Annotated in this window: 21 protein-coding genes; 11 read left to right on the plus strand and 10 right to left on the minus strand. The window is 62.1% G+C overall.

The features are described 5' to 3' along the window. Positions 1 to 642: 642 nt before the first annotated feature. From VGO04_RS08550 to VGO04_RS08570, 5 genes are all read left to right on the plus strand, one after another. Positions 643 to 2,241 (plus strand): peptide ABC transporter substrate-binding protein, encoded by a 1,599-nt coding sequence (locus tag VGO04_RS08550; RefSeq protein WP_327495519.1) that lies wholly within the window; start codon positions 643 to 645, stop codon positions 2,239 to 2,241. A 54-nt stretch (positions 2,242 to 2,295) separates the two neighbouring features. After that, positions 2,296 to 3,219: an oligopeptide ABC transporter permease OppB gene (gene oppB, locus VGO04_RS08555; RefSeq protein ID WP_327495520.1), complete on the plus strand. Its 924-nt coding sequence runs from the start codon at positions 2,296 to 2,298 to the stop codon at positions 3,217 to 3,219. After that, positions 3,212 to 4,342: an ABC transporter permease gene (locus VGO04_RS08560; protein WP_275027003.1), complete on the plus strand. Its 1,131-nt coding sequence runs from the start codon at positions 3,212 to 3,214 to the stop codon at positions 4,340 to 4,342. Before oppB ends, VGO04_RS08560 begins: the two co-directional genes overlap by 8 nt. Position 4,343: 1 nt before the next feature. Continuing rightward, positions 4,344 to 5,945 (plus strand): ABC transporter ATP-binding protein, encoded by a 1,602-nt coding sequence (locus tag VGO04_RS08565; RefSeq protein ID WP_327495521.1) that lies wholly within the window; start codon positions 4,344 to 4,346, stop codon positions 5,943 to 5,945. A gap of 151 nt (positions 5,946 to 6,096) precedes the next feature. Then, positions 6,097 to 6,588 carry a VOC family protein gene (locus VGO04_RS08570; protein WP_327495579.1) on the plus strand — a complete coding sequence of 164 codons (492 nt, stop codon included), beginning with the start codon at positions 6,097 to 6,099 and terminating at the stop codon, positions 6,586 to 6,588. 47 nt (positions 6,589 to 6,635) lie between these two features. Here the strand turns inward: VGO04_RS08570 and VGO04_RS08575 are convergent, their stop codons facing one another. Together VGO04_RS08575 and VGO04_RS08580 are read right to left on the minus strand one after the other, a co-directional pair. Continuing rightward, a complete protein-coding gene (locus tag VGO04_RS08575; protein WP_327495522.1) occupies positions 6,636 to 7,997 on the minus strand; it encodes a sigma-54 dependent transcriptional regulator in 1,362 nt (453 codons plus the stop codon). Continuing rightward, positions 7,994 to 9,820, minus strand: a complete 1,827-nt coding sequence (locus VGO04_RS08580) for a sensor histidine kinase (RefSeq protein WP_327495523.1) — start codon at positions 9,818 to 9,820, stop codon at positions 7,994 to 7,996. Before VGO04_RS08580 ends, VGO04_RS08575 begins: the two co-directional genes overlap by 4 nt. A 237-nt stretch (positions 9,821 to 10,057) precedes the next feature. On the opposite strand from VGO04_RS08580, the gene VGO04_RS08585 reads away from it, so the two are divergent. Both VGO04_RS08585 and VGO04_RS08590 read left to right on the plus strand, forming a co-directional pair. Further along, positions 10,058 to 10,987 (plus strand): VOC family protein, encoded by a 930-nt coding sequence (locus VGO04_RS08585; RefSeq protein ID WP_327495524.1) that lies wholly within the window; start codon positions 10,058 to 10,060, stop codon positions 10,985 to 10,987. Between the two features lie 101 nt (positions 10,988 to 11,088). Next, a complete protein-coding gene (locus VGO04_RS08590) occupies positions 11,089 to 11,691 on the plus strand; it encodes an alpha/beta hydrolase (RefSeq protein ID WP_327495525.1) in 603 nt (200 codons plus the stop codon). Between the two features lie 2 nt (positions 11,692 to 11,693). Here the strand turns inward: VGO04_RS08590 and VGO04_RS08595 are convergent, their stop codons facing one another. From VGO04_RS08595 to VGO04_RS08630, 8 genes are all read right to left on the minus strand, one after another. Beyond that, the gene (locus VGO04_RS08595; RefSeq protein WP_327495526.1) at positions 11,694 to 12,806 is read right to left on the minus strand and encodes an ABC transporter permease; all 1,113 of its coding nucleotides are present in this window, start codon (positions 12,804 to 12,806) and stop codon (positions 11,694 to 11,696) included. 1 nt (position 12,807) lies between these two features. Next, positions 12,808 to 13,956, minus strand: a complete 1,149-nt coding sequence (locus VGO04_RS08600; RefSeq protein ID WP_327495527.1) for an ABC transporter permease — start codon at positions 13,954 to 13,956, stop codon at positions 12,808 to 12,810. Beyond that, entirely contained in the window at positions 13,953 to 15,683 is a 1,731-nt protein-coding gene (locus tag VGO04_RS08605) for an ATP-binding cassette domain-containing protein (RefSeq protein ID WP_327495528.1), read from the minus strand. The genes VGO04_RS08600 and VGO04_RS08605 overlap by 4 nt, the downstream gene beginning before the upstream one ends. Further along, positions 15,680 to 16,687 carry a secretion protein HlyD gene (gene hlyD / locus VGO04_RS08610; RefSeq protein ID WP_327495529.1) on the minus strand — a complete coding sequence of 336 codons (1,008 nt, stop codon included), beginning with the start codon at positions 16,685 to 16,687 and terminating at the stop codon, positions 15,680 to 15,682. The genes VGO04_RS08605 and hlyD overlap by 4 nt, the downstream gene beginning before the upstream one ends. After that, complete coding sequence (locus tag VGO04_RS08615) at positions 16,684 to 17,388, minus strand: CerR family C-terminal domain-containing protein (protein ID WP_414650522.1); 705 nt, start codon at positions 17,386 to 17,388, stop codon at positions 16,684 to 16,686. Before VGO04_RS08615 ends, hlyD begins: the two co-directional genes overlap by 4 nt. A gap of 150 nt (positions 17,389 to 17,538) precedes the next feature. Beyond that, a complete protein-coding gene (locus VGO04_RS08620) occupies positions 17,539 to 18,705 on the minus strand; it encodes an HPP family protein (protein WP_327495531.1) in 1,167 nt (388 codons plus the stop codon). A 180-nt stretch (positions 18,706 to 18,885) separates the two neighbouring features. Then, entirely contained in the window at positions 18,886 to 20,238 is a 1,353-nt protein-coding gene (locus VGO04_RS08625) for a HAMP domain-containing sensor histidine kinase (RefSeq protein WP_327495532.1), read from the minus strand. Further along, positions 20,235 to 20,909, minus strand: coding sequence for a response regulator transcription factor (locus VGO04_RS08630; protein ID WP_327495533.1), 675 nt, complete (start codon positions 20,907 to 20,909; stop codon positions 20,235 to 20,237). Before VGO04_RS08630 ends, VGO04_RS08625 begins: the two co-directional genes overlap by 4 nt. Positions 20,910 to 21,147: 238 nt before the next feature. Between VGO04_RS08630 and VGO04_RS08635 the strand changes: the two genes are divergently transcribed. From VGO04_RS08635 to VGO04_RS08650, 4 genes are all read left to right on the plus strand, one after another. Next, complete coding sequence (locus VGO04_RS08635; RefSeq protein WP_414650523.1) at positions 21,148 to 22,896, plus strand: phosphoethanolamine transferase; 1,749 nt, start codon at positions 21,148 to 21,150, stop codon at positions 22,894 to 22,896. 160 nt (positions 22,897 to 23,056) lie between these two features. Next, positions 23,057 to 23,428, plus strand: coding sequence for a hypothetical protein (locus tag VGO04_RS08640; RefSeq protein WP_327495535.1), 372 nt, complete (start codon positions 23,057 to 23,059; stop codon positions 23,426 to 23,428). A gap of 196 nt (positions 23,429 to 23,624) precedes the next feature. Beyond that, positions 23,625 to 24,293, plus strand: a complete 669-nt coding sequence (locus tag VGO04_RS08645) for a metallophosphoesterase family protein (protein ID WP_327495536.1) — start codon at positions 23,625 to 23,627, stop codon at positions 24,291 to 24,293. A gap of 121 nt (positions 24,294 to 24,414) precedes the next feature. Next, on the plus strand, positions 24,415 to 25,089 hold the full coding sequence (locus VGO04_RS08650; RefSeq protein ID WP_327495537.1) for an HAD family hydrolase: 675 nt from the start codon (positions 24,415 to 24,417) through the stop codon (positions 25,087 to 25,089). The last annotated feature ends 8 nt before the right edge of the window (positions 25,090 to 25,097 follow it).

The following is a 25,097-nucleotide window of genomic DNA, read 5'->3' on the forward strand; positions in this document are numbered from 1 at the left end:
GCGCGCGAATTGGTCGCGCCCACCGAAGTCAGGCGCACAATAGTTCATCGAAGTGGTTTGACAACCGGGCAAAAGGCAGGTTGCCAGAGGTCGAAAGACGCTTCAATCGATTTTACTGTGGACTGGATGCAACAGCTTTCCAGTTAACTGATTTCACTTTCTGGTGGTGCCCCCACGGTGAGGGACGGGACAGTCTCAATTGCAATCAATAGGGGTATTATTGTCGATGTACACCACCCGGCTGGGCACGGTAGAGAAACAGTCTGTCGACAGGATGTGAACGGGTCGCAAGAAGATTGCGACGAAAGGCGACTTTCTTTCCGCAGATTACGTAAACTGCGGCTAAAATTCACGAACTTTGCATCGGAGCCGATTCACGGTCGAATCTCATGGCACTTTGTCGATAAAAATTATCGACCTAAAACGTTGCAGGAGATTTCGCGAAATTGCCGCGCTTCCGTCATATCCCCGTCGCAAAGGCGACGAAAAGAATCGCAAACGAAATACAACCTATGGGATAGGCCGAATGCTGCTCTATAGATAAAGATGCAAACAGCCGCAGAATCCGCCTTGCCTTTGGGGGCGATTTGCACTTCTCTCCTGCGATCACAAACCCATAACAAGGGGAAGGAGAGAAAGAAAATGGCTTCACTGAAACTCAACCTGCGTGCTGCCGCGCTGATCGGCTCGCTGCTCATCGGAGCAAGCCCGGCGCTCGCCGAAGCTGTCCTGCATCGCGGCAACGCGGGTGAGCCGCAGACGCTCGACCAGCACCACACCTCGATCAACATCGAAGCATTCATCCTCAAGGACCTCTACGAAGGCCTGACGATCTATGACGCCTCGGCAAAGATCGTCCCGGGTGTGGCTGAAACCTGGGAGCTCTCGGACGACGGTACGGTCTACACCTTCAAGCTTCGTGCTGATGCCAAGTGGTCCGACGGTTCTGCGGTCACGGCTGACGACTTCGTCTTCTCCTTCCGTCGCGTCGAAGATCCGAAGACCGCTGCCGGCTACGCCAACATTCTCTTCCCGATCAAGAATGCCGAAAAGGTCAACAAGGGCGAACTGCCGACCGACCAGCTTGGCATCAAGGCGATCGACGAAAAGACCGTCGAGATCACGCTCGAGCGCCCGACCCCGTTCTTCCTTGAGCTTCTGGCACACCAGACCGCACTTCCGGTCAGCAAGGCAAGCGTCGAAAAGAACGGCGCCGACTTCGTCAAGCCGGGCGTCATGGTTTCGAACGGCGCATTCACGCTCCAGGCCCACGTTCCGAATGACAGCCTGACGGTCGTCAAGAACGCCAACTACTGGGATGCGGCCAACGTCAAGCTCGACAAGGTCGTCTTCTACCCGATCGACGACCAGGCCGCTTCGGTCCGTCGCTTCGAGGCCAAGGAGATGGACCTCGTCTATAACTTCTCGGCTGACCAGATCGATCGCCTGCGCACCTCCTACGGCGAGCAGGTCCACGTCTCGCCGTCGCTTGCGACCTATTACTACGCCTTCGACACCCGCCAGGAGCCCTATAGCGATGTCCGCGTCCGTCAGGCCCTTTCGATGGCCGTCGACCGTGACTTCCTTGCCAAGGAAATCTACGCCGGTTCGCAGCTGCCGGCCTATTCGATGGTCCCCCCGGGCATCGAAAGCTACGGTGAGCCGTCCAAGGCCGAGTTCGGCACGATGTCGCAGCTCGACCGCGAAGACAAGGCGATCGCGCTTATGAAGGAAGCCGGCTACGGCGAAGGTGGCAAGCCGCTCGACATCGAGCTTCGCTACAACACCAACCCGAACCACGAGCGTGTCGCAACCGCTGTTGCCGACATGTGGAAGAACACCTTCGGCGCCAAGGTGTCGCTGGTGAACCTCGACGTGTCGTCGCACTACGCCTACCTGCAGGAAGGCGGCAAGTTCAACGTCGCCCGTGCCGGCTGGCAGGCCGACTACGCGGACGCCGAGAACTTCCTGGCACTCAGCGTCGGTTCCAACAAGACCTTCAACTACGGCCACTTCGAGAACGCCGAGTTCGACGGCCTCATGAAGAAGTCCTACGACGAGCAGGATCCGGCAGCTCGTTCCAAGCTGATGCATGAAGCCGAAGCGCTGCTGATGAAGGAACAGCCAATCGCTCCGCTTCTGACCCAGGCCGACCTGTGGCTGGTCGCCAGCCGCGTCAAGGGCTGGGCTGACAATGCTCCGAACGAGCATCTCAGCAAGTTCCTGAGCATCGCCGAATAACGAACAGAGACGACGCGCGGTTGCAAAGCCGCGCGTCGCCTCCGGAGTACGTCCATGATTTCCTTCATCCTTCGCCGATTGGCGAGTGCGGTGCCGACTTTGTTTATCGTCGTCACCATTTCGTTTTTCCTGATGCGGTTCGCCCCTGGCGGTCCCTTCAACCTCGAGCGTCCTCTTCCGCCACAAACGATGGCGAACCTGATGAAGACGTATCAGCTCGATCAGCCCCTTTGGCGCCAATACACGCACTACATCAGCAATGCGGTGACCGGCGACTTCGGCCCGAGCTATGTCTACAAGGACAACAACGTCGCCGAACTGATCGGCAAGGGTCTGCCCTATTCGATGGAGCTCGGCTTCTACGCGCTGCTTGTCGCGCTGATCGGTGGTGTGACCGCCGGTACGATCGCGGCGCTCCGGCAGAACAGCGTGCTCGATTTCGCGATCATGTCGTTCTCGACCATGGGCGTGACCGTGCCCAACTTCGTTGTTGGCCCGGTGTTGACGCTGGTCTTTGCGATCATGCTTGCATGGCTGCCAGCCGGCGGCTGGGGTGATGGGTCCCTGCGCTTCCTGATCCTGCCGATGATCGCTTTGGCACTGCCGCAGCTTGCGGTCTTTGCGCGGCTCACGCGCGGCTCGATGATCGAGGCGCTGCATACCGACCATATCAGAACCGCCAAGGCTTACGGCCTGCCGTCGCGAACGGTGGTGGTGACCCATGCGATGCGCGGCGCCATGCTGCCTGTCGTCTCCTATCTTGCGCCATGTGCTGCGGCACTGCTCACCGGTTCGGCCGTCGTCGAGACGATCTTCACCATTCCGGGTGTTGGCCGCTACTTCGTCCTCGGTGCGATCAATCGCGACTACACGCTGGTGATGGGCACGGTCATTCTCGTTGCCATCTTCGTCATCGTTTTCAATCTCCTGGTCGACATTCTCTACGGCCTGCTCGATCCGAGGGTTCGCCATGACTGATATCGTCCAGACCCCGGTGGTGACACCGGAAACCAAGGGGCGCAGCCTCTTCCAGCTCGCGGCCATGCGCTTCAAGCGCAACCGCGCCGCCATGGCCGGTTGCTTCATGCTGGCCCTGATCGCGCTGTTCTCGTTCCTCGGGCCCCTGTTCGTACCGCACACATACGATCAGGTCTTCCCGTCCTATGTGTCGATCGCTCCGAGCCTGGAGCCGCGCCCGGACACCACGACGCTCAAGGACGTGATGGAAGGGGTCGCGACCCGCGCCCGCGTTACGCTCAAGGAGTTCAACCTCGAGGGTGAAACCTTCACGGCGACGATCACCTCCGAGCAGCCGATCGATTCCCGCGCAACGCGCTATTTCGACCGCGCCAACGAATTCCGCGACACCCAGGTGGTGGCAACGGAGGACGACGGCAAGACGCTGAAGGTGACCGGCCAGGTCGACCGGGAGTACTTCCCCTTCGGCACCGACAGCAACGGCCGCGACCTCCTGGTGCGCGTCATGCTCGGCGGCCAGATTTCGATCGCCGTCGGCCTGCTCGCAAGCCTTGTGTCGCTCGGCATCGGCGTTGTCTACGGCGCGACATCGGGATACATCGGCGGTCGCGTCGACAACGTCATGATGCGCCTGGTCGAGATTCTCTATTCTCTGCCCTTCGTCTTCCTCGTCGTCGTGCTCGTCGTGTTCTTCGGACGCTCGTTCATCCTGATCTTCCTGGTGATCGGCGCGGTGGAGTGGCTCGACATGGCCCGCATCGTGCGCGGCCAGACGCTGGCGCTGAAACGTCGAGAATTCGTCGGCGCCGCGCAAGCGCTTGGCCTGACGGACTGGCAGATCATCCGCCGGCACATCATCCCCAACACGATCGGTCCGGTCATCGTCTTCGTGACCGTCGTCGTGCCCAAGGTCATCCTGCTCGAGAGCTTCCTCTCCTTCCTCGGTCTCGGTGTCCAGGCGCCGCTGACCAGCTGGGGTGCGCTGATCTCGGAAGGAGCCAACAACATTCAGTCGGCGCCGTGGCTCCTGATCTTCCCGGCCATCTTCTTCGTTCTGACGCTGTTCTCGCTGAACTTCGTTGGCGACGGCCTGCGCGACGCGCTCGACCCGAAGGATCGCTGACATGGCAGATACCAAGGAAACCATCCTGGCCGTGAGCGGCCTCAAGGTGAACTTCTCGACACCTGACGGCACGGTCGAAGCGGTCAAGGGCATCGACCTCGATGTCCGCACCGGAGAAACGCTTGCGGTCGTCGGCGAGTCCGGCTCCGGCAAGAGCCAGACGATGATGGGAATCATGGGCCTGCTCGCCAAGAATGGCGAGGTCACAGGCTCCGCACGTTACCGCGGGCAGGAACTCGTCGGACTGCCGCCGAAGGCCCTCAACCAGGTGCGCGGCGCGAAGGTCACCATGATCTTCCAAGAGCCGATGACCTCGCTCGATCCGCTCTACCCGATCGGTCGCCAGATCGCGGAGCCGATCGTTCATCACCGCGGCGGCACGTTCAAGCAGGCGCGTGCGCGCGTGCTCGAGCTGCTCGAACTCGTCGGCATTCCTGAACCGAAGCGTCGGATCGACAGCTATCCGCATGAGCTTTCGGGCGGACAGCGTCAGCGCGTGATGATCGCCATGGCGCTAGCCAACGAGCCGGATTTGCTGATTGCCGACGAACCGACGACGGCGCTCGACGTGACCATTCAGGCGCAGATCCTCGACCTTCTCAAGTCGCTGCAGCAGCGCTTCGGCATGGCGATCGTGCTGATCACGCACGACCTCGGGATCGTCAAGCATTTCGCAGATCGTGTCGCGGTGATGCGGCGTGGCGAAGTGGTGGAAAAGGGCACGACGGCTGATATCTTCGAGCGGCCGCAGGCCGACTACACGAAGATGCTGCTCGCAGCCGAGCCGAGCGGCCGCAAGGCGTCGCCGGCTGACAACGCGCCGATCATTCTCGAAGGCCGTGACGTCTGTGTGGACTATCAGATCGGCGGCGGCCTCTTCCGGGGTGGCAAGTCGGTTTTCCGCGCAGTGGACAGCGTCAACCTACGCCTGAAAGAGGGACAAACGATCGGTGTGGTCGGCGAGTCGGGTTCCGGCAAGTCGACCCTTGGTCGTGCGCTTCTGAGGCTCCTGCCGAGCAGCGGTCACTACCGTTTCGGCACCACGGATATCTCCGGCTTCGATCGTGGCCAGATGCGTCCGCTGCGCAAGACCTTGCAGCTCGTATTCCAGGATCCCTACGGCTCGCTCTCGCCGCGCCGCACCGTCGGCGAGATCATCACCGAAGGTCTGCACGTGCATGAGCCCGAGCTCAGCCGCGCCGATCGCGACCGCCGGGCGTCCGAAGCGCTGAAGGAAGTGGGGCTTGATCCTGCGTCCCGCAACCGCTATCCGCACGAGTTCTCGGGCGGTCAGCGCCAGCGTATCGCCATTGCCCGCGCAATGATCCTGAAGCCGAAGGTCGTCATTCTCGACGAGCCGACCTCGGCACTCGACCGGTCGGTGCAGGGGCAGGTGATCGAACTCTTGCGCGACCTGCAGCGCTCGCACGGCCTTTCCTACATCTTCATCAGCCACGACCTCTCGGTTGTGAAAGCGATGTCGGACTATGTGATCGTGATGAAGAACGGCAAGATCGTCGAGGAAGGCGAAACCGACGCCATTTTCGAGGCGCCGAAGCAGCCCTATACCAAGACGCTGATCGGTGCTGCGTTCAACGTCTGAGCCAGCCGCAATAACAATCGACGGGGACGTGAGCGATCGCGTCCCCGTTTTCGTTGCCGGTCGTTCCCGAACAGCGGGGGTAGTTCCGTTACAGGAGTGTGGCCTTCTTTCCTTGTCGCAGCACTGATCGCAATCGAGCCCTTTGCAGCTTGTGGTATCTGTCACGATTGGCGACGCCGCTCTGGCGGACACCACACGGAGAGACCGCACAATGCTTCATCATGTCGAGATCTATGTTTCGAACCTCGATGCGTCGCATGCGTTCTGGACGCCCCTTCTCGCACGGGTCGGATATGTTGAAAGCGGTCGCTGGGATGACGGCTTCACGCTTGCCCACGATGACGACGCCTATCTGACATTCGTGCAGGTCGCGGATAAACATGCCCTCCGGCGCTATCACCGATGCGGCGTCGGTCTTAATCATCTGGCTTTTCGCGTAAAGGACAGGGACGCGGTCGATATGCTGCGGCAATTTTGCCAGGAAAGCGGGTTCTCCTGCCTCTATGACGAGCGTTATCCGTACGCCAATGGCGGCAGCGACTATTATGCGCTGTTCATTGAAGATCCGGATCGGATCAAGGTCGAATTTGTGGCCGCCGAAGGCAACCGGGCGGCTTCAACGTCTGCCCATTGCTGCGACTGAGCGAGGGCCGCGGCTGTGCGCGCCAGGAACAACCGCTCCCGCGTTGTTCAGAGTTCGCCGTCGGCCAGGAAGTCCGCCCCGACAAGTTTCTTGTCGAGCCCGAACTTCTGCATCTTTTCGTAGAGCGTCTTGCGCGAGATGCCGAGGGATTCGTAGACCGGCTTGAGCGCGCCGCCATGGGCGGCAATGGCGCTGGCGATCAGGCCCTTTTCGTAGGCTGCCACCTTGTCGGCGAGGCGGCCACCGTGCTCCGTCTTTGCCGCATCGTCGGACGTTGCGTCGAGACCGAGCACCAGCCGCTCGGCGGCATTGCGCAATTCGCGCACGTTGCCCGGCCAGTCGCGCTCGGCCATTTCCGCAAGCATAGCCTGGGAGACCTCGATCTCATCCCGGCCATAGCGAGCGGCGGATTCGCGTACAAGCTGGAGAAAGAGCAGGGGGATATCGGCGCGCCGCTGTGCAAGCGAGGGAACCCTGAGCGTTGCGACGTTGAGGCGGTAGAGCAGGTCGGCACGGAAGCGTCCGGCGGCGACCTCCTTTTCGAGGTCGACCTTGCTGGTGGCGATGAAGCGCACGTCGAGCGGAACCTGTTCGTTCGATCCAAGCCGGGTGATGACGCGCTCCTGCAGAACGCGCAGGAATTTTGCCTGCAGATCGAAGGGCATCGAGCCGATTTCGTCGAGCAGGATCGTGCCGCCGCGACCGTGCTCGAACTTGCCGTAGCGCGGCCGGATGGCGCCGGGAAAGGCGCCCGGCTCGTGGCCGAAGAGTTCGCTTTCGATCAGGTTTTCCGGCAGCGCTGCACAGTTGATGGCGATGAAGGGGCTGTTGGCGCGGGCGCTGAGGTCGTGCAACGTTCGGGCCAGAACCTCCTTGCCAACACCGGTGTCGCCGATGATCAGCGTGTCGGCGTCGGCTGCACCGATCGCCCGGATGCGGTAGCGCAGGTCCACCATCACCTGGCTCCGCCCCGGGAGGCGCTGCTCGATATCGTCGCGTTTGCCCGCCACCGCCTTCAGCCGGCGGTTTTCGAGAACCAGCGCGCGCCAGTCCAGCGCCCGCCGGATCGTGCCGGCAAGCATCTGCGCCGCGAAAGGCTTTTCGACAAAATCATAGGCGCCCTCGCGCATCGCGCGGACCGCGAGTTGCACCTCGCCATGCCCGGTGATCAGGATGACCGGCAACTCAGCATCGATCTCGCGAATGCGCTGCAGCAGCGTCATGCCGTCCATGCCGGGCATGCGGATGTCGCTGATGACGACGCCGGCAAAGCTGTAGCTGATGAACTCGAGCGCACGCTCGGCGGCTGCGAAGGCATCGACACGGAAGCCGGCGAGCTCCAGCGCCTGCGCGCTCGAATGGCGCACATCCTCTTCGTCGTCGATGAGCAGGATCCTGCTCTCGATCATTCGGCGGCCTCCCGGGCATTGTCGCTGTCGGCGGCGAGTTCGATGCGGAATTCGGCCCCGCCTTCGGGCAGGTTGACGGCGGTCAGGCTGCCGCCGAAGTCCTTGACGATGTTATAGGAAATCGAAAGGCCAAGGCCCAGCCCCTTGCCGACGCCCTTTGTGGAAAAGAACGGGTCGAAGATGCGTTCGGCGATCGCCGGCGCAATACCCGGGCCACGGTCGCTGACCGACAGGATCACCTTGTCCCCGTCGCGCCGGGCGCGCAGATGGATGGTGCGGTCTTCGAGGCCTTCCACCGCATCGGCTGCGTTGGAGATGACGTTGACGAGCACCTGCTGCAGGCGCACCAGTCCTGCTCTCACCACAAGCGGTTCGGCTCCGAGATCGATCTCGACCGTTGCAGCGGCAGCCTTCAGACGGACTGAAACGATCTCCATCGTGTCGCGAATGACTTCGTCGACGGAAACCGCTCCAAGCTTTTCGTTGGGCTTGCGCGCGAAATTGCGCAGGTGCTTGCTGATGGCGGCCATGCGGTCGACGAGGCCGGAGATCCGCCGGATGTTGTCGCTGGCTTCCTCCGAACGGCCACGCTCGATCAGCAGCGTCGCACTGTCGGCATAGGTCTTGGCGGCGGCAAGCGGCTGGTTGAATTCATGCGACAGCGCCGCTGACATTTGCCCCAGCCCGGCGAGCTTGCCGGCCTGGATGAGATCGGCCTGCGTGCGCCGCAGCTGCTGTTCCGTCAGTCGTCTCTCGGCGATTTCTTCCTCGATCTGGTCGTTGACGCGCGCGAGATCGGCCGTGCGTTCGTCGACCCGGCGCTCGAGTTCGGCCTGGGCCTCGGCCTGCAGCGAGATGCGCTCGTTGAGCCGCGCGCGCCGTTGCAGAATGATGGCAACGCCGAGGCCAGCGAGACAGATCAAAAGCAGGGCGGCAAAAACGCTTGTCAGTGCCTGCGCGCGCACGGACGCCGTGTCGATGAGAACGTTCACGGTCCAGTCGGCATCGGGCATTGGCTGCGAAAGCATGAGATACTCACGGCTCGAACTGCCGGAGGAAACCGTCAGGAAGTGATGGTCGTCCGAAACGCGTTCGGAGACCGGAAGGGCGTGCACGGTGGCATCGGCGTAGCGTCGCGACGCCTCGGTTCGCGCAAGCCGTTCGGCCGTCAGCGGCTGGATTGAAGCATAAAGCCAGTCCTTGTTGCCGGACATGAAGATGATGCCGTCGGGGTCGGAGACGAAGATCTTGTATTCGCCGCCCTCCCAGGAGGCCTCGATGCTCTCGACATCGACCTTGAAGACCATGACGCCGCGGATCTCGTCGCCGATGCGGATCGGCGAGCCGAAGAAGTAGCCACGCTTCAGCGATGTCGTTCCAAGGGCATAGAACCGCGACTCCTGCCCGCGCAGCGCTTCTTGGAAATAGGGCCTGTAGCTGAAGTTCTGGCCGATGAAGCTTGTCGGCCCGTCGTAGTTGCTCGCCGCGATCGTATCGCCATCCGGGGTGATGACGTAGATGTCCGAAGACTGGAGCAAGCCGTTGATGCTCTTCAGGTAGGCATTGACCGATTCTTTCAGCCGCCGGTCGCGCGGGCGGGTGACAAGTTCCTGGACATCTTCATGATCGGCGATCAGCGCGGGCAATGCCTGATAACGACTGAGATGGCCGTCGAGCGCCGTAACGGCGAGCCTCAGCGCAGTGGTTGCCTGGGCCGTGGCTTCTCGCAGATAGCTGTCCGTCGTGACCTTGTGGCCCTGCCAGGCCAGCAGGCCCGCGAGCAACGGCAACAGAAGCAGGGCAAGAACCAATCGATATTTCACAGATGCCCGCGCGCCTCCTCGCGTCCCCGCGACTATGCGCCGCCGACCGATCTTAAGCATCGGCGGCGCGGGTCACAAGCGGTCCCACTTTCCTCCGAAGCAGTTGACGAAATTGGGTTAGCGTCAACAGCGTGTTGACAATGCGTCTGTGCATGGCCGTCTTTCGCCGGCAGCCGGAAGAGCGCATCTATCACTCAACGGAGCGCCCGATGGCGCCGGAGAGAAAGGATCACGGCAATGCTCAATCAGATCAAGGGTCTGCATCACGTCACCTCGATGGCGGACGATGCGCGCGAGAACAACCAGTTCTTCACGAAGTCGCTCGGCCTTCGCCGCGTGAAGAAGACGGTCAACTTCGACTCTCCGGATGTCTACCATCTCTACTACGGGGACGAAGCCGGCACCCCGGGCACCGTCATGACCTACTTTCCGTTCCCGCAAATGCCGCGTGGCCGCGCCGGTACCGGCGAAGTGGGCACGACCGTATTCTCGGTGCCTGACGGCTCGCTCGGGTTCTGGAAGGAACGGCTGGCGACGCTTGGCGTCACCGGCCTCAAGGACGAAGAGACTTTTGGCGAGAAGCGCCTGAACTTCGCCGGCCCCGATGGCGACGGCTTTGCGCTCGTCGAAGTCAGGGACGACCAGCGCACGCCCTGGACCGAGGGCGGCATTTCTGCGGACCACGCGATCCGCGGGTTCCATTCCGCAGCGCTGCGTCTGCGCGACGAAGGTGCCACGGCCGAGCTCCTGAAGTTCATGGGCTACGAGGAGCTGGACCGCAAGGACGGCGTCACGCGCCTGATCGTGCCGGGTGGCAACGATGCCCGCGTGATCGACCTGGAAACGATGCCGAACATCGGTCGCGCGTCTCAGGGCGCAGGCTCGGTGCACCACATCGCCTTTGCCGTCGAGAACCGCGAGAAGCAGCTTGAGGTGCGCAAGGCGCTGATGGACACCGGCTACCAGGTGACCCCGGTCATCGACCGCGATTACTTCTGGGCAATCTACTTCCGCACGCCTGGTGGGGTGCTGTTCGAGATCGCCACCAACGAACCGGGCTTTGATCGCGATGAGGAACTTGCCCATCTCGGCGAAGGGCTGAAGCTGCCGCAACAGCACAAGCACCTGCGCCCGATCCTGGAAAGCCACTTGCAGAAGCTCGACTGAGATCGACGGCAAACCCTCGACGGGTTCTGGTAGAAACGTACAACGATGCGCTGCGGATCGGCATGTCCTGCCAGTCGGCGGCAGCCACGGGAGACAGCAAAATGGCCGATTATGGCTATGTTCACAAACTGAGGGCCGGCAAGCCTGGCCAACCGATCTTCTTCGTCTTTCACGGAACAGGGGGCGACGAAAACCAGTTCTTCACCTTCGCTTCCGAACTCCTGCCCGACGCGACGATTGTCTCGCCGCGAGGCGATGTGTCGGAGCATGGCGCCGCGCGCTTCTTCAAACGCACGGGCGAGGGGGTGTACGATATGGCCGACCTTGCGCGGGCAACCGAGAAGATGGCGAGCTTCGTCAAGGCGCTGGCTGCCGAGCACGCCGCCTCGGAGGTCATCGGCCTCGGGTATTCCAACGGCGCGAACATCCTCGCCAATGTGCTGATCGAACAGGGCGCCTTTGACAAGGCGGTGCTGATGCATCCGCTGATCCCGTTCCGACCGAAGGACAATGCCGGTCTTAAGGGACGCCGCGTTCTGATCACCGCCGGAGAGCGCGATCCGATCTGCCCGGCACCGCTGACACAGGCGCTCGCGGATTACTTCAGCGGGCAGGGTGCCGTGACCGAAACCGAGTGGCATCCGGGCGGGCATGACATCCGCCAGAACGAGGTCGCGGCAATCGGCCCCTTCGTGAATGGCTGAGGCTACTCCAGCCGGCGGCGAAACAGCCACGAGGCGGCCGAGAGGGTGACGATGGCGATCAGCAGCAGCGGGATCGTCTGACGCGCCACCTCGACCGCCGGTATGTCCTTCAAGAAAACCCCCTTCACGATGACGAGGAAATAGCGCAGCGGATTGACATAGGTAATCGGCTGCAGCCAGGCGGGCATGTTCTCGATCGGGGTCGCAAAACCGGACAGCAGCATGGCCGGCACCATGAACAGGAAGGCGCCGAGGATCGCCTGCTGCTGCGTCATCGACAGGGCCGAGATGAAGAGGCCAAGGCCGACGACCGAGGCAAGATAGAAGATCGCGCTGCCGTAGAGCAGCAACAGCGAGCCGCGCAGCGGCACCCCGAAAATGAAGACGGCAGCCAGAATGTAGATGGTGATATGGAAGAGCCCGATCATCATTGGCGGGATCAGCTTGCCGATCAGGATTTCGTGGGTTCTGAGCGGCGAGACCATCAGTTGGTCGAACGTGCCAAGCTCCCGTTCGCGCGCAATCGAAAGTGCCGTGACGATCAGGCCGATCAGAAGTGCGATGCTGGCGACCAGGTTTGGCACCATGAACCATTGATAGGTCAGGTTCGGATTGAACCAGTTGCGGGCTACGACGCTGACCGCGTTTGACGCCATGCGCTTGCCGGAGGGCGTGTCTGCGGCAAGCGTTCCGACGATGCGACTGAGATAGCCGGACACGATCTGCGACGCATTGGAGCGACGCCCGTCGAGGATCACCTGCACTTCGGCGGGGCGTGCGGCCTCGATGTCGCGCGAGAAGGTCGGGCCGATCTCGACGACTGCAATGACTTTCTGCGTGTCGATCGCCATGCGCACTTCGGCCGGGCTATCGGTAAAGCGGATGCTGCGGAAGGTCGGCGAACCCTTGATCTGATTGACGAGTTCCTGGCTCCAGTGACCGTTGTCGCGGTTCAGCACCATGACGTCGACATTGGTCACTTCCAGTGTCGCGGCATAGGAAAAGACGAGCAATTGAAGGATCGGCGGCACGATCAGTACGGTGCGTCCCTTGGGGTCGCGCAGCACCGCCAAGAGTTCCTTGACGATCAGGGCTTTCAGTCTGGTCCACCACATCTCAAGCAATCCTCTTGCGGGTGCTGCGCGCGGCGAGCGCGAAGAAGACGCAGCCGATCAGAAACATCACCGCAATCGCTTGCGTGAACATCGGCCAGATGTCGCCGGCGAGGAACACAGTCTGCAGGCTTGGGATCAGATAGCGCGCCGGCACGATGAGCGTGATCCACTGGATCACCGTCGGCATCGAGTTGATTTCGAAGAGAAACCCGGAGAGCAGGAAGGCCGGCAGGAAGGCGGAGATTAGCGCCAGCTGCGAGGCGAGAAACTGGTTCTTCGTCGCTGCCGATATCAGCAGACCCTGGCCGAGCGCCGGCATCAGGAAGGTTGCCGAGAGTGCATAAAGTGCCGCGACCGAACCGCGAAAGGGTACGCCGAAAAGGAACACCGCAAGCAGAACGCATAGCGTCATCGAGGTCAGTCCGAGCAGGAAGTAGGGCAGCAGCTTGCCGGCCAGCAACTCGGCAGCCGAGACCGGCGTCGCCATCATCGCTTCCATCGTGCCGCGCTCCCATTCGCGAGCAACGACAAGAGATGTCAAAAGCGTGCCGACGAGCGTCATGACGATGGCGATCGAGCCGGGTACGAGAAAGTTGCGGCTCGTCAGTTCCGGGTTGAACCAGAACCGTTGTTCAGCAGCAATGGCGGGTGGACGGCCGCTGCCGTCGCTCAGCCGCTGCCGTTCCCAGTTGGCCACGGTCGCCTGGGCGTAATTCTGGACGAAGTTCGCGGTGTTCGGGTCGGAGCCGTCGACGAGCACCTGCAAGGCGGGATGCCGACCGGCCGCATAGTCTGCCATGAAGGTCTTGGGGATCACGACGATGCCGCGCACCCGGCCGAGAACTAGGTCTTCCTCGAACTCGCGCCTGTCGCGGCCGACCGTCACCGTGAAGTAACGCGAAGCCTGAAAACCGGCGGCGAGGTCGCGCGTCAGCGGCGCCTCTTCCTCGATGACAAGGCCGATGCGGGTCTGCGTCGTGTCGAGCGATACGCCGTAACCGAAGAGAAACAACAGGATCAGCGGCAGCACGAAGGCGATCAGGATGCTGCTCGGATCGCGCACGATCTGATAGCTCTCCTTGCGCACGAGTGCTGCAAAGCGCCTGATCCGTGCGGCCCGGCCTTCGGTCATCGGGGAGTGGGCGGTCATGCTGCCTCCTTTTCTTCAGACCCCTGGACGAGGGCGATGAAGGCATCTTCCATCGTCGGGTCGGGAAGCGCGGCGCTCGCGACCTGAGCCTTCAATTCGTCCGGGGAGCCAAGCGCGATCGAGCGGCCGCGATAGATGAGCGAGATGCGGTCGCAATATTCAGCCTCGTCCATGAAATGGGTGGTGACGAGGACGGTCACGCCTTTTTCGACGAGGCCATTGATGTGGGTCCAGAATTCGCGCCGCGTGATCGGATCGACACCGGACGTGGGTTCGTCGAGAAACAGCGCTTCCGGTTCGTGCAGCACGGCACAGGCAAGCGCCAGTCGCTGCTTGAGCCCAAGCGGCAGGTCCTTGGCCGACATGTCGAGCAGGCGACCAAAGCCGAAGATTTCAATCATCAACTGGGTGCGTTCGCGCTTGCGCGCGCCCGAGAGACCGTAGACGCCGGCAAAGAAGCTGAGGTTCTGTGCAACGCTGAGATCGCCATAGAGCGAGAATTTCTGCGCCATGTAACCGAGCCGATTGCGAGCTTCGGCCGCATCCCGGCGCAGGTCGAAACCGGCGACGCGGCCTTCACCGGCCGTCGGCTTCAACAGCCCACACAGCATTTTGAAGGTCGTCGACTTGCCGGCGCCATTCGGGCCGAGAAGCCCAAAAATCTGACCGCGCGGGATGTCGAAGGTGATGGCGTCGGCCGCGGTGAAATCGCCAAAACGTTTCGTCAGGCCGTGCGCCTCGATCACGGGCTTGGCACTCTCGGTGCTGAATGCGGTTTGGGTTTCAGCCAGTTTGGAGCGGCCTCCGGGGCCGCCACCGAGCATGTCGATAAAGGCGTCCTCGAAGCGCGGCGTCGCTTCGGCCGCACTAGGGGCCGGTGAGCCTTCGTCCAGTACGGGAGGTACGGTATCGGGCTTCATGACCAAGCGGATCGCTTCGCCCTGAATGACGCCGTCGACGACGTTTTCGTCCTCGAGATAACGAGCGAGCGCCTGCCGACGCCCCTGTGAAATGCCCGAAACCTTGAAGACGCGACCGGCAACACGGCTGGTCAGTTCAGCTGGGCTACCGGTAAACAGCAGCTTGCCTTCGTTGAGCAGCAACACGCTGTCGCAGGCCTCGGCCTCATCGAGATAGGCTGTCGACCAGACCACGCCGATCCCTTCGGCCGTCAGGTTCTCGACCATCTTCCAGAGATCGCGACGCGAAATCGGGTCGACGCCGACGCCCGGTTCGTCGAGGAGCAGCAGCCGGGGTTTGCGCAGGAGCGCGCAGGCAAGGCCGAGCTTCTGCTTCATGCCGCCGGAAAGCTTGCCGGCGAGCCGCTCCGTAAAGCGCTTGAGATCCGTGAATTCGAGCAACTCGTTGAACGTGGCGGCGCGCTCGGACAGCGGTAGCCCGCGCAGATCGGCATAGAGGTTGAGGTTTTCCTGAACGGAAAGGTCCTCATAGAGGCCGAAGCGTTGCGGCATGTAGCCGATCGATGCCTGGATGTCTGCGGCGTTCGTGACCGTATCGAAGCCGAGCACTTCGACTTTTCCTTCTTCCGGTGCCATCAGCCCGGTCATCAACCGGATGAGAGTTGTCTTGCCCGCGCCGTCAGGGCCAACGAGCCCTGTGATCCGCCCGCCGAGGATTTCTCCGGCGACGTGGTCGAGCGCCGGCGGGGCGTCGCCGAAGCGCTTGACCACATCGACAATCCGGACAAAGGGAGCCTGCTCGCTCATTGGTCAGCCCCGGTTTGTGCCGGCAGGTGTACGGTGACGGGCATGCCCTGCCTGAGATCGGGGCCGGGTTTGTCGACGACGATCCTCAGACGGTAGACGAGATCGGTCCTGAGTTCCGGCGTTTCCACCGATTTGGGCGTGAACTCGGCGACTGGCGAAATGAAGCCGACGGTTGCCTTGTAGCGATGATCGGGTGCGCTGTCCGACGTCACTTCGACGGCCATGCCGGGATGCACCCGACCAAGGTCAGGTTCCGACACGTAAGCCCGCACCCAGACAGGCTCGTTGAGCGAGACGACAAAGACCATGTCAGACGGGGCGACGATGGCACCCACTTCGCGCACTCTGGAGAGCACCGTGCCGGCGTTCGGAGCGACAAGGCGCGTGTCGGCGAGCGAGGTGCGGGCGCTTTCGAGCTTGGCTTCGGCGGCAAGAACCTGCGCCTGGGCGGCTTCGATGTCTTCGATCCGGCTTCCCTCTTCAAGCAGGGCCAAGGCCTCGCGCGCCGAGGTGGCGCGTGCCGCGGCTGCGGTCCGGTTGGCATTTGCCCCGTCGAGGTTGGCCTGGGAAATCGTCCCGTTCGGACGCAATTGACGCGCCCGTTCATAGGCGAGGTTGGCATTTTCCAGGTCTGCCATGCGCTCTTCGTGAGTGGCGCGCGCCTGGGCAATTTCGGTTGGCCGAGCGCCGGCCTTCAGCTTTGCCAGATTGGCTTTGAGCGAGCCGAGTTCGGCCTCGGCGGCCGCCTCCGCTTGCTCGAAGGGAATGGCGTCGAGCGTCGCAAGGGTATCCCCCGCTTTCACCATGTCACCTTCGTCAACAGCAAGACTGCTGACGCGGCCGCTGACGCGAAAACCGAGCGAGACCTGACGGATATCGACGTTGCCATAGAGAACGGAGGTTCGTTCGGCGGTGGTCCAGCCGAGCCGCTGGGGCACGTCGAACCACCAGGCGCCGGCTACGGCTGCGGCGATCACGACGAGGGCAATCACGGGCTTCTTCATGGGCGCACCTCCTTGCCGCCGCCGAGGGCCGCAACGAGTTCGGCAGCATGGCGGCGCAAAATGTCGACTTCGTCGGGACCGGCGGCCTGCCAGTTCATCTGCCGGAGCACGGCGGCGTGGGCCATGCGGAAGACGAGGATGCTTCCGACGAAGGACAGGGTCCTCAAGCGGACATGTTCGGACTGGGGAGCTTCACCGAGAATGGTGGCGATCAGCCTGCCGGCCATGCCGATCATCGGCGCCATGACGCTGGTGTAGACCCGCTCGAACGCTTCGGTCGGTTCCATCTGTTCGCGGATGATGAAGCGGGCCCAGCTTTCGGACTGGCGGCTGACAAAGAGGGCGACCATGCGCTGCGCCAGCTGGGTCAGGATATCGCGGGCTTCGCCGGGCGTCATGGCCTGGCCGTCGCTGTCCAGGCGGGCGAGGCGCTCGAGGATCGCGTTACGCAGGTCACCGACATGGGCGATGATGATCGATGCAAGGTGTTCCGCGGCAGCGACATAGAGCCCTTCCTTGCCGCCGAAATAGTAGGGGATCGCCTGCAGGTTCACGCCGGCTGCCTCGGCGAGCATGCGGGTGGTGGCGCCGTCGAAGCCATAGCGGCCAAAGACGTCGATGGAATTTGTCAGAAGCTTCTCGCGGGTCGCATCGCCACGGTCCTGCTTCTGTGATGGGGTTGAGGTTTTGTTTTTCATCATGTTCTGAAATTACATCATTCTATTGATTAAGTCAATCGAATGAATTTTACGTTGCGGTGCACCAGAAAGCCGGGTTCCGGAAGGAAGGGCTAAGAGTGCGATTGCCAGCGCTCAGGACTTTGGCTTGACAGACGGTTCGCGAGACCCGGCTTAAGCGACGTCGCGGTCTTCGTCCCGTTCGAGCCGCCGCTGGAAGAGGGCGGCGATCAGGTCGGATTGGGTAACGATGCCGACCAAATGGTTGTTCGCGTCGACCACCGGCATATGGTGAAGCCCCATGTCGGCCATCGGCGGTACGAGCTTGGCGATCATCGTTTCCGGCAACGCCGACTGCACTCGGCGGGTCATGATGTCGGACACGAGGCGGGACGCATTTTTGCCGAGGCCGATGACATTTCCAAGCCGCTGGCGGAAGCCGGCTTGGGGTGCCAGCATCGCGTGGTTCATGAAATCGGTTTGCGTGACGATGCCGACAAGGCCGTCCGTTGCGGTAACAACTGGAAGCGCCTTGATCTTGTGTTTGTGCAAGACCTGGTACGCCTGGCGCAGAGACGTCTCCGGCGTGACCGTCGCGACGTCGCGCGACATGATATCCGCGCAGGTGATCTCGCCGGATCGGCGGTTGAAGGCGCGGATCTGTGCCTGATGGATCAACGCATCCAGTTCCGTCGGACTGACATCGACGACCTCGCCATATTGGGCAAGTACGGCCTGAAGATCTTCAGGCACGATGCCAAGCCGATGTGACGGCGCAGGGTCGCTTGTGCCGTGCACCGTCGGTGTCTGCGCCAGATGAGGATAGCGGCGGCCCATCGCATTGTTGAAGGCAAGAGCGATCAACAGGATCACGACCGAATTGACTGCGACCGGCGAAAGAACAAACCAGTAGCCGGCCTCGTGGATCGCCGGGCCTCCGAGAACGGCGGTAAGCGCCACGGCGCCGCTTGGCGGATGAAGGCAGCCAAGGAGCAGCATGACGGCGATCGCCAGTCCGACTGCGACCGCGGCCGCCACGACCGGATCCTGGATCATCAGCGCGACGGTGACGCCGATCAGCGAAGAAACAATGTTGCCGCCAACGAGTGACCACGGCTGAGCGAGCGGGCTTGAGGGGGCTGCAAACAGGAGAACCGCTGAGGCGCCCATTGGCGCAATCAGAAGCGGCAGGTTGGCGTCCGCGCCGAGCGCATAGCTGCTGATGAAGCCTGTGAGAAGGATGCCGAGCAGAGCGCCAAGCGACGACCGAATGCGGTCCAAGTGGCTGACTGGAACGAGCGACGGCACGAAACGCTTGAGGTAGGCGCGGACCTGCGGCATGGAGGCTTCTCGGAAGAGGGGTACGAATATGCCCGGTCCAATAGCACATGGCGCGGATTTGGGCGTGAAATCTGCGTCCAAAATCCCGCGCTCGATTAAAATATATGCATCACGCCTAAAAAGAACGCGTCACCGCTTCGGGCGGAGCCGCGCTTCTTGAGGCCGGGCAAGGGGCCGGTCTCAGACCGCCGCTGAAAAATCGATCGAAATCTTCGTGCCGCGGTCAGGCGCGGTATCGATGGCAATCGTCGCCTCGTGCAGCGCGCTGATGCGTCGCACGATCTTCAGGCCCAGCCCAAGCTGGCCAGAGCTCTTCACGTAACCGAGGTCTTCATGATGATCCGGGAGGTCGATGAGCCCCTTGCCGTTGTCCTCGACCGAGACCACCGGCCCGGGACCACAGGCAAGGATGATGCGTGTACCCGGCGGATTGTGCTTGACGGCGTTTTCTATCAGGTTTCGCAGCATGTTTTCGACCAGCGCTGGAATTGCGGTCACAGGCGGGGTGCCTTCGTCGACGAATTCGAGAGACTTGTCGTGATCGAAGACAAAGGGCGCGATTGCTTCGGCGACCGCAGCGCCGATCTGCGACAGGCTGGTGCGCTGATAGGCGGAAGGATCCACGGCATCGGCGCGCGCAAGCGAGGTGAGTTGCTCCAGGATATGCGTCAGCGCGTCCAGATCCCGCTCTGCATTGCGCGCCCTCGGATCGTCGATACGGCTCAGCTCCATCTTGGCAATCGAGACCGGAGTACGGATCTCGTGGGCGATCGACGAGGAGAACAGTTTCTGGGACTGAATGAGGTCGGCGACCCGCGTGAGCATCCGGTTGACGGCGGTGACAAGCTGGGCGATTTCCCGCGGCATTCTCGTCAGCGGCAGGCGTGCGTTGCTGTCGCGCGGGTCCAGAGCATCCGCTGCCTTCGCGGCCATGGCGACCGGTTTCAACGCGCTTCTGATCGACCAGATCGTTGCTCCGATGACGAGACAGAACATCAGCGTCATCGGCACGATCATGGAATCGAACATTTCGTGCAGTAGCGCGCCATACATGAAGCCATTCGGATCGTTGAGGATCGCGAGTTCCACGAGCACCATCATGCCACCCCGCTCGAAGGTCTGGCCGCCGGCTACGCTGAATGGCTTCCCGGGCGCAATCAGGCGTTTCCAGAATTGCGGCGCGTCGACGTCAACAGGCAGGAAATGCTGGGCGCACTCGCTCGTGCAGTTCGAATGGATGATGTCTCCCGACGCGGTGCGGATGCGCAGGAAAATCGAACCATTGTCATCCGGCCGGTCGAAATATCGTTCGCGCATATCGTGATCGGGCTCATAGTGCGCCACGCCATCGCGCACCTGGACATAGGCGGCGAGATTTTCGGTCTCCTGCTGCAGCATGAGCACGCTCAGCTTGTCGTCATCGAACCAGTAATCGGCAAAGACGACACCGATCTGGATCGCCATGGCCAGCAGCGAGAACGCCACGATGCGGCGCGCGACGATACCGATCAATGACGGGTTGCGGCTCTTCATGATGCTTGCCTGAGCAGGTAGCCGATGCCGCGTACGGTTTCGATCTGCACGCCGGTGTCGAGCGGCTGCAGACGCTTGCGAACCCGCGAGACGGCAAGCTCCAGCGCGTTGGGCGTCACTTCCTGGCCGTATTCCGAAAGAGCCGTCTCGAGTTTGCGCTTCGGGACGACCCTCCCGACCTCTCGCATCAGGATTTCCATCAAGGAGCGCTCGCGTGGCGGCAGCGGCACGATCGCGCCGTCGCAGGTGAGGTCCGCGGTGGCGGGATTGTAGCGCAGGGCGCCCGCTTCAAGCACGGGCTGAACCGCCTGCGGGTTGCGCCGGAGCATCGCCCGGCAACGGGAGAGGAGTTCGCGGTGATGAAACGGCTTCACCAGATAATCGTCGGCGCCGGCGTCGAGCCCGGCAATGCGCTCGTCGACCGAACCCTTGGCGGTGATGATCAGCACCGGCAGTCCCGGGTGCTCCTGGCGCACACGGCGCAACAGCGACAGGCCATCGCCGTCGGGCAGTCCGAGATCGAGTAGCACCAGGTCGTGCTCGCGCGCGGCGATCGCCGTTTCCGCATCGGCCACGCTCGACACGGCGTCGAGGCGCCAGCCTGCATCCCGCATGGTTTCTCCGACCAGTTCAACCAGTCGCGGACTGTCTTCGACCAGGAGCAGGCGCATTGATTCGTCTCGATATTACAGGGGCCACGCCGACAATATGGGCTTTCGCCGAGGCTGCCAACTCCCCGTCGCGACAACTACCAGGGCGCGCATCCGTGAGGCAATGAGCAATCTTGACGGGGTTTCGACAGCTTATCCGTCGTATCTCGTTCAATGAGGGGGAGGCTGAACCTGAACAGGCGGCCCCATCCGGCCTCTACCTCGACCGTATGCCCGCGTCTGCGGCGTCCCTCCCAGGATGCCCCTGCAGTCGCCGCAGGAGAAGACCGTTTTGATTTTTTCAAGAATTCGCCGGCCAGAAATCGGCAGCATTGCTCTGAGCGCACTTGCTAGCGCCTATCTGCTTCTCGCCACCAACAAATCCTTCTGGACGCACACGGTCGCCTATTTCGACGATTCCGTCGTGGCGCTGGTGTCGTTCAGCGCGGCGCTGTGCCTGCTGACGCTGGCCGCGTTGACAACCGCATCCGTCAAGTTCGTCATGAAGCCGGTCATGATCTTCTTCATCATGGTGTCTGCTTCAGCGTCCTATTTCATCGATACCTTCGGTGTCATCATCGACAAGGATATGATCGGCAACGCGGCGGTCACGACGCAGGCCGAAGCCAGCCATCTCCTGACCGGCAGTCTTGCGACACATCTCTTGCTGTACGGGCTGCTTCCCTCGCTGCTCGTCCTCTGGGTAAAGGTTCGCTATCGCCGCTTCTTCTTGAATGCCGCGGTCAATCTCTCCGTGATCATTCCCTGCCTGCTCGTCAGCGGCGGGCTGATTTATGCGAACTTCGCAAACGTCGCCTACGTGATCCGCGAACACAAGGATCTGATGAAACGCTTCAACCCGACCGGACCTGTGTCGGCGGCGGTGCGGTATGCGGCTTCGACCTACAAGGAGCGCAACATCGTCGTGCAGCCGCTTGGCACGGACGCGCGGCAAGGCGCGCGGATTGCGGCCGCCGGCAAGCCGGTGGTGGTCGTCGTCGTTGCCGGCGAAACGGCTCGGGCGATGAACTTCTCGCTCAACGGCTACGCGCGCGAGACCAATCCAGAGCTCAAGGCGCTGGGTGTCGTCAACTACACCGACACCACGAGTTGCGGCACTGCGACGGCGGTTTCGCTTCCTTGCATGTTCTCCGTCTATCCGCGCAACGAATATACCGACTGGAAGGCGCGTTCGACGGAAAACCTGATGAACGTGCTGACGCGCGCCGGTGTTTCTGCCACTTGGTGGGACAACAACACCGGCAGCAAGGGCATTGCCGATCTCATCAATTTCGCCAGCATGACCAACCAGAAGAACAGCCCCCTGTGCAATAGCGGGGAGTGCCTGGACGAGATCTTCCTGGGAGAACTCGACAAGAAGCTCGGCGCCACGACGAAAAACAGCGTGATCGTCCTGCACCAACTAGGCAGTCACGGACCGTCCTACTATCTGCGCTATCCGGAGAAGTTTCGGCGTTTCACGCCCGATTGCCGCACGCCTGAGCTGATGAAGTGCTCGGTTGACGAGATCACCAACGCCTACGACAACACGATCCTCTACACCGATTACGTGTTGGCAAGCGTTGCGCGCCTCCTGGAAAAGCACCAGGATCGCGTCTCCGGCGCGATGCTCTACATGTCCGATCATGGCGAATCGCTCGGCGAGAACGGTATCTATCTGCACGGAGCGCCCTATGCCATCGCCCCGCGCGAGCAGACGCAGGTTCCGTTCATCGCCTGGTTCTCGAAGCCCTATCAGGCGGCGATGGGGGTCGATCCGGCATGCCTGGCCAAGGACACGGCGCAGCCCAAGTCGCATGACAACCTGTTTCACACCGTGCTCGGCATGATGAACGTCGAGACGAAGATCTACAAACGCGACCTCGACGCTTTTGCGAGCTGCACGGGTAAAAAGCCGAGTGCTCAGCCGGGCTTCCAATCCGCCGATACCGCCAAGGACCTGCCTGCCGGAGGTATCCTTCCCATGACGACCCCAGGGGCACTCTGACGGTGCCTGCGGCGGCGCTTAAATTTGCCCGCTCCCGGAACAAAAGGGGTGCCTCGGCGCTTCCCTGAGAGGATGGCTTCAACGGTGATCCACCTGCGGGCGCGTCTCTCGCCGGGGTGGCGCCGGATGGACGACAAATCCCCAAAGGAAGGAGAGTTCGATGCGCATCGTCGGCATACAGGTTTCCCCCGAAAGAGCCGGCCGCGCCGGCTTCACCGTCGAATTCGTCGGCGATGACTGGCAAGTGGTAACCGTCATGTGTCCGCAGGACAGTGCCCGTTCCTTGAACCGGCTCAACGCCGTCGCAAGGGCGAAGGAGATGCTGAAAGCTGCGCTCGACGCGGATGTGTCGCTTGCCGAGGCGAGTGACAAGGCGGAGCGCCGTCTCGGCGTCCTGGCGAATGCGCGGCAGGCCCATGACCGCGACGCGCTTGAGGAGCAGCTCGAAGAGGGGCTCGAGGATACGTTTCCCGCCAGCGACCCCGTGTCGATTGCCAGTTCGGCGGTCGCCAAAGGCCATTCTCGCCGTTAGTGCGCCGTGCACGCAGCGAACGCAAACGCGACGTCGGTGACCGCAAGACGGTCAATGCCCGGCGCGCCGGTGATGATCGGCGCTACCTCTTGCATCTCTTCCGCAAAAGGCCTGTTATAGCGCGTTGATTTGGTGATATTTTTGACCTTCGCCGGGGTTTTGTTCGCACCCGCGCAGGGGGCTGGAGAAGAGATGTATGGCCGCCCGGCATCTGACTTTCGCCGTCGGTGACGTTCACGGCTGTCTTGACCAGTTGCGCGCGCTGCTGGACGAGATAGAGGCTTACGCATCGAGCGGCCGGGTGATCTTTCTCGGAGACCTGATCGACCGGGGACCGGACAGTCGCGGTGTCGTCGAACTGATCATGGCCGGCCCGACCAGAGCCGGCTGGACCTGGCTGACGCTCAAGGGCAACCATGAAGTTATGCTCTGGGGCGCAAGCAGCGGCGACAGCGACGTCGACTGGTGGCTCATGAACGGCGGGCAGGAAACGCTGGTCTCCTATAACGGTACCGTTCCGGGGCGGCACCTGAAGTGGATGAGGGATCTCCCTTCGATCCTGGTGGAACAGTATCGGATTTTCGTTCACGCCGGCGTCGACGAAACCCTGCCGCTGGAGTGGCAAGGAGACGAGACCTTTCTCTGGATCAGGCGACCCGACGACTATTCCGGCGAGTACTGGGGCCGGCATGTTTGCCATGGGCACACGCCCGGCGCGGAAAATCCACGTACCATCGGAAACCGCACCAATGTCGATTCCGGTGCCGTGTTCGGCGGTGTCCTGTCCTGCGCCGTTTTTGATGACGACGAACCGGGCGGGCCGATCGATTTTCTCACTGCGGCCGTGAGACTGGCTGCAACCTGAAGGGTCCACCGACAGCGAAAGTGCGTTGGCCATTGTGCGCCCGCCGAACAGGTAGTAGGTGTGCCTTCTCTTTAAGGGCGATGCTGACGCCGCCCGTCTCTCAAAACCTCAGGGGATTGCATTGGACGCCGCGCCTTCATCTGTTTTCACGAAGAACTTCGCTGCCCTGCTGTTCGACATGGACGGCACCCTGCTGAATTCCATGGCCGTCGTCGAGCGCGTCTGGGGTGCCTGGGCCGAGCGCAACGGTCTCAATCGCGATGAATTTATCAAGACCGTGCATGGCGTGCGGGCCGTCGATACCATTCGCAATCTGGAACTGCCCGGGCTCGATCCGGAACGAGAAGCCCATGAACTGGCGCTTGCCGAAATCGCCGATGTCGAGGGCATCGTCGAAATCCCCGGTGCGGTTGCCTTCCTGAATTCGTTGCCGCCGGAGAAATGGGCGATCGTCACCTCGGCGCCGCTTGATCTTGCCGTGCGTCGCCTTGCAGCTGCCGGCATTCCGATGCCGAAGCTTATGATCACGGGCGAAGACGTATCCGTCGGCAAGCCCGATCCCCAGGGTTACAGGCTGGCCGCCGAGCGGCTGGGCGTGCGGGCGGAGGACTGCCTGGTGTTCGAAGATGCGCCGGCCGGGATCTTGGCGGGCCTGGCGGCCGGTGCCGATGTCGTCGTGGTGACCGGCGCCCATGCGGCCGCCTCCGATACGCCGCATGTGACGCTTGATCGCTACCACGACTTCGAGGCGGAGCTTGCGAGCGACGGTACGGTCGCGCTGCGCCGGACGATCTGAGCCGGCGC

Source organism: Ensifer sp., assembly GCF_035999185.1.
Classification (GTDB): Bacteria; Pseudomonadota; Alphaproteobacteria; order Rhizobiales; family Rhizobiaceae; genus Ensifer.